The organism is Aeromonas sp. A35_P, from assembly GCF_002259925.1.
Lineage (GTDB): Bacteria > Pseudomonadota > Gammaproteobacteria > Enterobacterales > Aeromonadaceae > Aeromonas > Aeromonas dhakensis.
This window is the reverse complement of record NZ_NEVB01000053.1, coordinates 3,248-10,426: the sequence shown is the minus strand read 5'-3', so window position 1 is coordinate 10,426 and position 7,179 is coordinate 3,248. Positions and strand designations below refer to the sequence as shown.

Sequence of the window (7,179 nt, the reverse complement as noted above, 5' to 3'; positions counted from 1 at the left end):
GGCTGAGGGTCATGGGTAATCAGGTAACTTTTTTTGCTTGCGAAAACGGGGTGTTTTTACTAGCAAATTCAGCCTGATTATCCCTTGTGCAGCAAGGGTCAAAAGGTGTCCGATCCCGCTGCCGCACTGCTTGTCAAACCGGCAAAACGGGGGATCAATTGCCGATCCTCGGTTTTGCCGCGCGAGTGACCAGATGGGCGTCGTTTTCACCGCTCAGCTCAAGGGATGGTCGCAAAGCTGCGTCTGATATCCATCTCTTGTGTTATCCACCTGTGGCGTTATCCCTAAGAGAGCCCACACGGGGAGCCCTCCTGATTGTCCACTTCTATATGTATCCACCATGTATCCACCGCAGCCTTGCCCGACTGCTCTGGCAGGGGGTTGACCCCTTAATCCAGCTCGTAGCGTAGCCAGTGGTGCAGGGCCTGCACGGTATCAAAGTGAAGGTCTGCGCCCCACTGGGCGGGATCCTCGTCGTCATTGAGGTAACCCCAACCGGCAACGGCGGTACGCATGCCGGCGTTGCGGCTGGCCTCGATGTCGCGCACGTGATCCCCCACATAGAGGCAGTGGCTGGCCGCGACGCCAAGCTGCGCGCAGGCAAAGAACATGGGGGCGGGGTCGGGCTTGCGCACCGGAAGAGTGTCGGCGCTGACGGTGACGCCGCAACTGGCAAGCGCCGGCAGCGCCGCCAGCAGCGGCTCGGTGAGAAAGCCCGGCTTGTTGGTGACGATGCCCCAGGGCAGCTTTTTCTCGTCGAGCCACTCGATGAGATCCACCATGCCTTCATAGGGGCGGGTGCCGACACAGAGGTTGGCCGCGTAGTAGTCGAGCAGGGCGGTGCGAAGGCGGGCGGCGCCCAGCTCCTCCAGCAGCTCGTCACCAAGACCGGCCCTGAGCAGCCCCTGCGCCCCGTGGGAGGTGGTCTGACGGATGATGTCGTCAGAAAGCGGCGCAAAGCCTTCGCTTATCAGCACGTGGTTGACGGCAGCGCCGAGATCCGGCGCGGTATCGAGCAGGGTACCGTCCAGATCGAACAGCACGCAGCCAAGGGGCGCAGCAGGGTGAGTCGTCATCAGCCTTGCTCCGGGCGCTCGAACGCCACCATGTAGTTGACGTCGACGTTGCGACCAAGCTTGAAGCTGTTGGAGAGCGGCGCGTAGTGGACGCCGCTCATGTCCCGTACCAGCAGGCCTGCCGCCTCACCCATGCGACACAGTTCGGCCGGGGTGATGAATTTCTTGTGATCGTGGGTACCCTTGGGGACCATCTTCATCAGGTACTCGGCGCCGAGGATCATCATCAGATAGGCTTTCGGGTTGCGGTTGATGGTGGAGACGAACACCTTGCCGCCCGGGCGTACCAGGGTGGCGATGGCGCGCAGCACGGAGGCAGGATCCGGCACGTGCTCCAGCATCTCCATGCAGGTGACCACGTCATACTGGCCCGGGGCTTCATCGGCGTGGGCCTCGGCGGTGATCTGGCGATACTCGAGTTCCACCCCCGCTTCCAGGGCATGCAGGCGAGCGACGCCCAGGGGCTCCTTGCCCATGTCGATGCCGGTGACCTGGGCACCCCGACGGGCCATGCTCTCGGCGAGGATGCCGCCGCCGCAACCGATGTCGAGGATGCGCTTGCCAAACAGGCCGCCGCTCTTGTCGGTGATCCAGTCAAGGCGCACCGGGTTGATTTGATGCAGCGGCTTGAACTCTCCCTCCATGTCCCACCAGCGGGAGGCGATGGCTTCGAATTTGGCGATTTCTGTCAGATCGACATTGGCATCACTGTGCATTTTTTGATGATCCTGTGGCAAGGGCGCGCAGGCAGGGGAGTGCGCGCGCAATCTATTGTCCTGGCGGGCATTATAACGGACGGACTTTGTCACACCAGCCCGACTTGTTACCGGATTTGTGACTTAAGATATTTGGCTCAGTGTGTTACCATGTCGCGCTGTTTAAGCCAAAGAACAACTAATTAGGGATTAAGGCTTTCTATGAGCGATCTGGCCAGAGAGATCACGCCGGTCAACATCGAAGAAGAGCTCAAGAGTTCCTATCTTGATTACGCCATGAGCGTGATCGTAGGACGAGCTCTGCCGGATGTGCGTGATGGCTTGAAACCGGTTCACCGCCGCGTTCTGTATGCAATGAACGAGCTGGGGAACGACTGGAACAAGCCCTATAAAAAATCGGCCCGTGTGGTCGGTGACGTAATCGGTAAATATCACCCGCACGGCGACAGTGCCGTGTATGACACCATCGTCCGCATGGCGCAGGATTTCTCCATGCGTTACATGCTGGTCGACGGTCAGGGCAACTTCGGTTCGGTCGATGGCGACAGCGCCGCGGCCATGCGTTATACCGAAGTGCGGATGGCCCGCATCTCCCACGAGCTGCTGGCCGATCTGGACAAAGAGACCGTGGACTGGGTGCCGAACTATGACGGCACCGAGATGATCCCGGCTGTCATGCCCACCAAGGTTCCCAACTTGCTGGTCAACGGCTCCTCCGGTATCGCGGTGGGCATGGCGACCAACATTCCGCCTCACAACCTCACCGAGATAGTCAACGGCTGTCTGGCGTTGATCGAGAACGGCGACCTCACCATCGACGAGCTGATGACCTATATCACCGGCCCGGATTTCCCCACCGGTGGCATCATCAACGGTCGTTCCGGCATCGTGCAGGCGTACCGTACCGGTCGTGGCTCCATCTACGTGCGTGCCAAGGCCGAGGTGGAAGTAGACGAGAAGACCAGTCGCGAGACCATCATCGTCCACGAGATCCCCTATCAGGTGAACAAGGCTCGCCTGATCGAGAAGATCGCCGAGCTGGTCAAAGAGAAGAAGATCGAGGGCATCAGCGCCCTGCGCGATGAGTCCGACAAGGACGGCATGCGCATCGTCATCGAGATCAAGCGCGGCGAGTCCGGCGAGATTGTGCTGAACAATCTCTACAAGCACACCCAGATGCAGACCACCTTCGGCATCAACATGGTGGCGCTGGACAACAACCAGCCCAAGGTGATGAACCTCAAAGAGATCCTGGATGCGTTCCTGCTGCACCGCCGCGAAGTGGTGACCCGCCGGACCGTGTTCGAACTGCGCAAGGCGCGGGATCGGGCCCACATCCTGGAAGGTCTGGCGGTAGCCCTGGCCAACATCGATCCGGTGATCGAGCTGATCCGCCACAGTGCGACCCCGGCCGACGCGAAAGCGGGCCTGGTTGCCAAAGGCTGGGAGCTCGGCAACGTGGCTGCCATGCTGGAGAAGGCCGGCGACGACGCGGCCCGCCCCGAGTGGCTGGAGCCCGAGTTCGGCATTCGCGAGGGTCACTACTACCTGACCGAGCAGCAGGCCCAGGCCATTCTTGACCTGCGTCTGCACAAGCTGACCGGCCTCGAGCACGAGAAGATCCTGGAAGAGTACCAATCTCTGCTGGATCTCATCGCCGAGCTGCTGTTCATCCTGGCAAGCCCGGTGCGGTTGATGGAAGTGATCCGCGACGAACTGCTGGCCGTGCGCGAGCAGTACGGCGACGAGCGTCGCACCGAGATCAGCATGTCCAGTGCTGAGATCAACATCGAAGATCTGATCACTCCGGAAGACGTGGTGGTGACCCTGTCTCACCAGGGTTACGTGAAGTATCAGCCGCTCTCTGACTACGAGGCCCAGCGCCGCGGTGGTCGTGGCAAGTCGGCCACCCGGATCAAGGAAGAGGACTTTGTGGAGCGTCTGCTGGTGGCCAACACCCACGACACCATTCTGTGCTTCTCCACCCGTGGCAAGGTCTACTGGCTCAAGGTGTATCAACTGCCGGAGGCGTCCCGTGGCGCTCGCGGTCGTCCGATCATCAACCTGCTGCCGCTGGATGAGGGTGAGCGCATCACCGCCATTCTGCCGGTTAAAGAGTATGACGCCGACAAGTATGTCTTCTTCGCCACCGCCAACGGCACCGTGAAGAAGACCAGCCTGTCCGATTTCAGCCGTCCGCTCTCCTCCGGTATCCGCGCCATCAACCTCAAAGAGGGTGATGAGCTGATCGGGGTGGACATCACCGATGGCAGCAACGAGATCATGCTGTTCTCCGATGCGGGCAAGGTTGTTCGCTTCGCGGAAGGCAGCGGTCGCGCTGATGCCGATGCCACTGACGAAGTTGAAACCGACGACGACGCCGGCAACGACGATGATGGCAGCGACAACGGCGAAGGCACCGAAAGCAAGGGCACCTTCAAGGGCGTGCGTCCCATGGGTCGTACCGCTGCCGGTGTGCGCGGCATCAAGCTGGGCGCCGGTGACAAGGTGGTCTCCCTCATCGTGCCCCGTGGCGACGGGGCCATCCTCACCGCCACCGAGAATGGTTACGGCAAGCGTACCGCGCTGGACGAATACCCGACCAAGAGCCGTGGTACCCAGGGCGTCATCTCCATCAAGGTGGACGAGCGCAACGGCAAGGTGATCGATGCGATCCAGGTCGAGGATACCGACCAGATCATGCTGATCACCAACGGCGGTACCCTGGTACGTACCCGTGTGTCCGAGGTGAGCGTCATCGGCCGCAACACCGGCGGTGTGCGTCTGATCCGTACCGGTGAAGACGAGACCGTGGTCGGTCTGCAGCGCGTTGCCGAGAGCGACGAAGAGGAAACCGAGGCACTGGCCGTCGAGGGTGAGGTGTCTGAAGGCACCGATACCGCCGCAGACACCGGTGCTGTCGATGCAGGGGAGGCGGGCGACGAGTAATCGTTCCCCCTTTTGCCCGATACGAAAGAGCGACCTTCAGGTCGCTCTTTTTTTATGCCCGCCGTTGGCCTCCCCAGCCAGGCTGCCGGCAGAGAGGCAACCGAGATGTCATCGGGGCGTCATGCCTCTGTCATGGGGGCAGGGCATCTTGCCTGCGTTGGCGATCACAACGGCGGCCTCTGCCGCACAGGAGCATCTTATGACCAGCTGGGTGATGTGGGAAATCTGGTGGAGCCGGGTATGGGGCGAAGCCGGGAGGGACGAGGCACAGCACGAACAGGAGCTGGAAGTGGCCCATGAACCGGCGAGGCTGCCGGTCGAGCTGATTGCCCGCGAGCGCGCTGCAGGAGTGCGCCCCCGAGGCTGACTTGGTCATGCCCACTGGCTGGCGTCATGACGGGAATTAAAATAGCCGCAGCTGCTCGCCCGGGCGGATGAAGGCATCCTGGCGCAGTTGAAAGTGGCGCTTGCCGAGCCCGAGCCGCTTGGCGATCAAGCGAAAGCGCTGGGCCAGCAGATCGGCAAACTGGCCTTCTCCCCGCATCCGGGTCCCGAAGGCAGGACTGTTAAGAGCGCCGTCCCGGCTGGTTCGCAGCTGGTTGAGGATCGCCTCCTTCTGGCCTGGGTAGTATTGCTCCAGCCAGTCACTGAACAGCGGTGCCAGCTCGTGGGGCAGTCGCAGCAGGATATAGTCGGCGCAATGGGCACCGGCCTCGGCAGCGCTTTTGATGATCTGCTCGAGCTCGGGCTCGTTGAGCCGCGGGATCATGGGGGCCGCCAGCACGCCGACCGGCACGCCGGCGCGGGCCAGTTTCTCCACCACCTTGAGCCGGCCGGTCCCCGTGCTGGCTCTTGGCTCCAGCTGTCGCCGCAGGGTTTCATTCAATGTAGTGATCGACACCATCACCTGGCAGAGCCCCTCTTGGGCCAGCTCGGTCAGCAGATCGAGGTCGCGCAATATCATGGCGCTCTTGGTGATGATCCCCACCGGATGGCGATGGGCCAGCATCACTTCCAGCAATTGGCGGGTGAGGCGATAGTGGTGCTCGATGGGCTGATAAGGGTCGGTATTGGCCCCCAGCACTATGGTCTGCGGCTGATAGGCGGGTCTGGCAAACTCCCGGCGCAGCAGCTCGGCGGCGTTGAGTTTGGCAAACAGCCGGGTTTCGAAGTCGAGGCCGGGGGAGAGCTCGAGATAGGCGTGGCTCGGTCTGGCATAACAGTAAATGCAACCATGTTCGCACCCCTGATAGGGATTGATGGAGCGGCCGAAGGGAACATCGGGGGAGCTGTTGTAACTGATGATGCTGCGGGCGCTGATCTCCGTCACCTCGGTGCGGGGATCGCTGGCGGCAAATGCCGCTTCCCACTCGGGTTGGGCCCAGCCGTCGTCGACCGCATCGACCCGCTGGCCGCTGAAACGGTGATCAACGTTGTGGGAACTGTCTCGTCCTGCCATGGTGCCGCACCAATACTGTTTATATATACAGTTATCATGCTGACCCTCATTGCCGAATGCAAGCCCTGCCGACCCGCCAGCCATAAAAAGCGTGTCTAAGGGATCTCTTGCTTGATTGCAGCGCTACATTTCGTTTACATAGACAGAATGCGAACTGGATCACGGAAATCACCATGGCACCCATCACCTCCCGCTGGCTCTTCATCGCCGTCATTGCGCTGGTTATCTGGCGCCTGATCCCGCTCTCCACCGAGCAGGAGCTGGCCTCGGCCAACCGCGCCTGGCGCACCGGCCACTTCGATGAGGCAACCCGGATCTGGTCGCCGCTGGCGGATCAGGGCCAGCCACGGGCACAGGCGCTGATGGGCTGGAGCCATGAAGTGGGGCAGGGCAGCGAGCAGGATATGGATCGCGCCATCAGCCTCTATCGTCAGGCGGCGCAGGCGGGGGACGCCTTCGGCCAGTACCGGCTGGGGGAGCTCTATTTGCGGGGCGCCGGGGTGAAGCGGGATCTGCGCGAGGCGTTTCACTGGATGGAGCTGGCGGCCAGAAACGGTGATGTGCCCGCCATGCTGAAGGTGGGGGTGCTGCATCTGATGGGGGTCAGCGGGCGGGTCGATCTGCCCCGTGCCAAGGAGTGGCTCTATCAGGCCGCCAAACAGGGCAACCAGCTGGCGCTCAAGGTGCTGCAGGAGCTGGAACTGGCCCAGGAGGGGAGCTCTACGTTCGATTTCAACTGGCAACCCTTGTTGGGGGAATAAACGGCAAGCGGTTCATCTGGTTGTAGAAAATCTCAGCAAACCCGATACAGCCCCGCCTACTTCTGGTAGCATGGTTCGGTTTTTGGTTTGTCTTGCGACGTGGAACGGGTTGTTTGCGTCACGGGGCGCCTTCGCAAAGTGCTGTGGAGAGCCAGAACATCACCCATTTTTGAATGAATCTTTCCATCCCGCATGTGCCCTTTGGTAGGGGGCACCAC

General features: G+C 61.4%; 6 protein-coding genes. 3 read left to right on the top strand and 3 right to left on the bottom strand.

The window, feature by feature from the left end; genetic code table 11:
* Positions 1 to 389: 389 nt before the first annotated feature.
* The gene (locus CAK78_RS04560; RefSeq protein ID WP_094696507.1) at positions 390 to 1,076 is read right to left on the bottom strand and encodes an HAD family hydrolase; all 687 of its coding nucleotides are present in this window, start codon (positions 1,074 to 1,076) and stop codon (positions 390 to 392) included.
* A complete protein-coding gene (gene ubiG, locus CAK78_RS04555) occupies positions 1,076 to 1,792 on the bottom strand; it encodes a bifunctional 2-polyprenyl-6-hydroxyphenol methylase/3-demethylubiquinol 3-O-methyltransferase UbiG (protein ID WP_005300640.1) in 717 nt (238 codons plus the stop codon). Before ubiG ends, CAK78_RS04560 begins: the two co-directional genes overlap by 1 nt.
* A 201-nt stretch (positions 1,793 to 1,993) precedes the next feature.
* On the opposite strand from ubiG, the gene gyrA reads away from it, so the two are divergent.
* Positions 1,994 to 4,741: a DNA topoisomerase (ATP-hydrolyzing) subunit A gene (gene gyrA, locus CAK78_RS04550; RefSeq protein WP_042049428.1), complete on the top strand. Its 2,748-nt coding sequence runs from the start codon at positions 1,994 to 1,996 to the stop codon at positions 4,739 to 4,741.
* 199 nt (positions 4,742 to 4,940) lie between these two features.
* Complete coding sequence (locus CAK78_RS22770) at positions 4,941 to 5,108, top strand: hypothetical protein (protein WP_005300645.1); 168 nt, start codon at positions 4,941 to 4,943, stop codon at positions 5,106 to 5,108.
* A gap of 36 nt (positions 5,109 to 5,144) precedes the next feature.
* Here the strand turns inward: CAK78_RS22770 and CAK78_RS04545 are convergent, their stop codons facing one another.
* Entirely contained in the window at positions 5,145 to 6,200 is a 1,056-nt protein-coding gene (locus tag CAK78_RS04545) for a PA0069 family radical SAM protein (protein ID WP_094696506.1), read from the bottom strand.
* A 173-nt stretch (positions 6,201 to 6,373) separates the two neighbouring features.
* On the opposite strand from CAK78_RS04545, the gene CAK78_RS04540 reads away from it, so the two are divergent.
* The gene (locus CAK78_RS04540) at positions 6,374 to 6,961 is read left to right on the top strand and encodes a tetratricopeptide repeat protein (RefSeq protein WP_176452665.1); all 588 of its coding nucleotides are present in this window, start codon (positions 6,374 to 6,376) and stop codon (positions 6,959 to 6,961) included.
* The last annotated feature ends 218 nt before the right edge of the window (positions 6,962 to 7,179 follow it).

Bases quoted from the DNA above. Each gene is read 5' to 3' on its own strand.
- CAK78_RS04560 (WP_094696507.1), bottom strand. From the start codon at position 1,076: ATGACGACTCACCCTGCTGCGCCCCTTGGCTGCGTGCTGTTCGATCTG.
- ubiG (WP_005300640.1), bottom strand. From the start codon at position 1,792: ATGCACAGTGATGCCAATGTCGATCTGACAGAAATCGCCAAATTCGAA.
- gyrA (WP_042049428.1), top strand. From the start codon at position 1,994: ATGAGCGATCTGGCCAGAGAGATCACGCCGGTCAACATCGAAGAAGAG.
- CAK78_RS22770 (WP_005300645.1), top strand. From the start codon at position 4,941: ATGACCAGCTGGGTGATGTGGGAAATCTGGTGGAGCCGGGTATGGGGC.
- CAK78_RS04545 (WP_094696506.1), bottom strand. From the start codon at position 6,200: ATGGCAGGACGAGACAGTTCCCACAACGTTGATCACCGTTTCAGCGGC.
- CAK78_RS04540 (WP_176452665.1), top strand. From the start codon at position 6,374: ATGGCACCCATCACCTCCCGCTGGCTCTTCATCGCCGTCATTGCGCTG.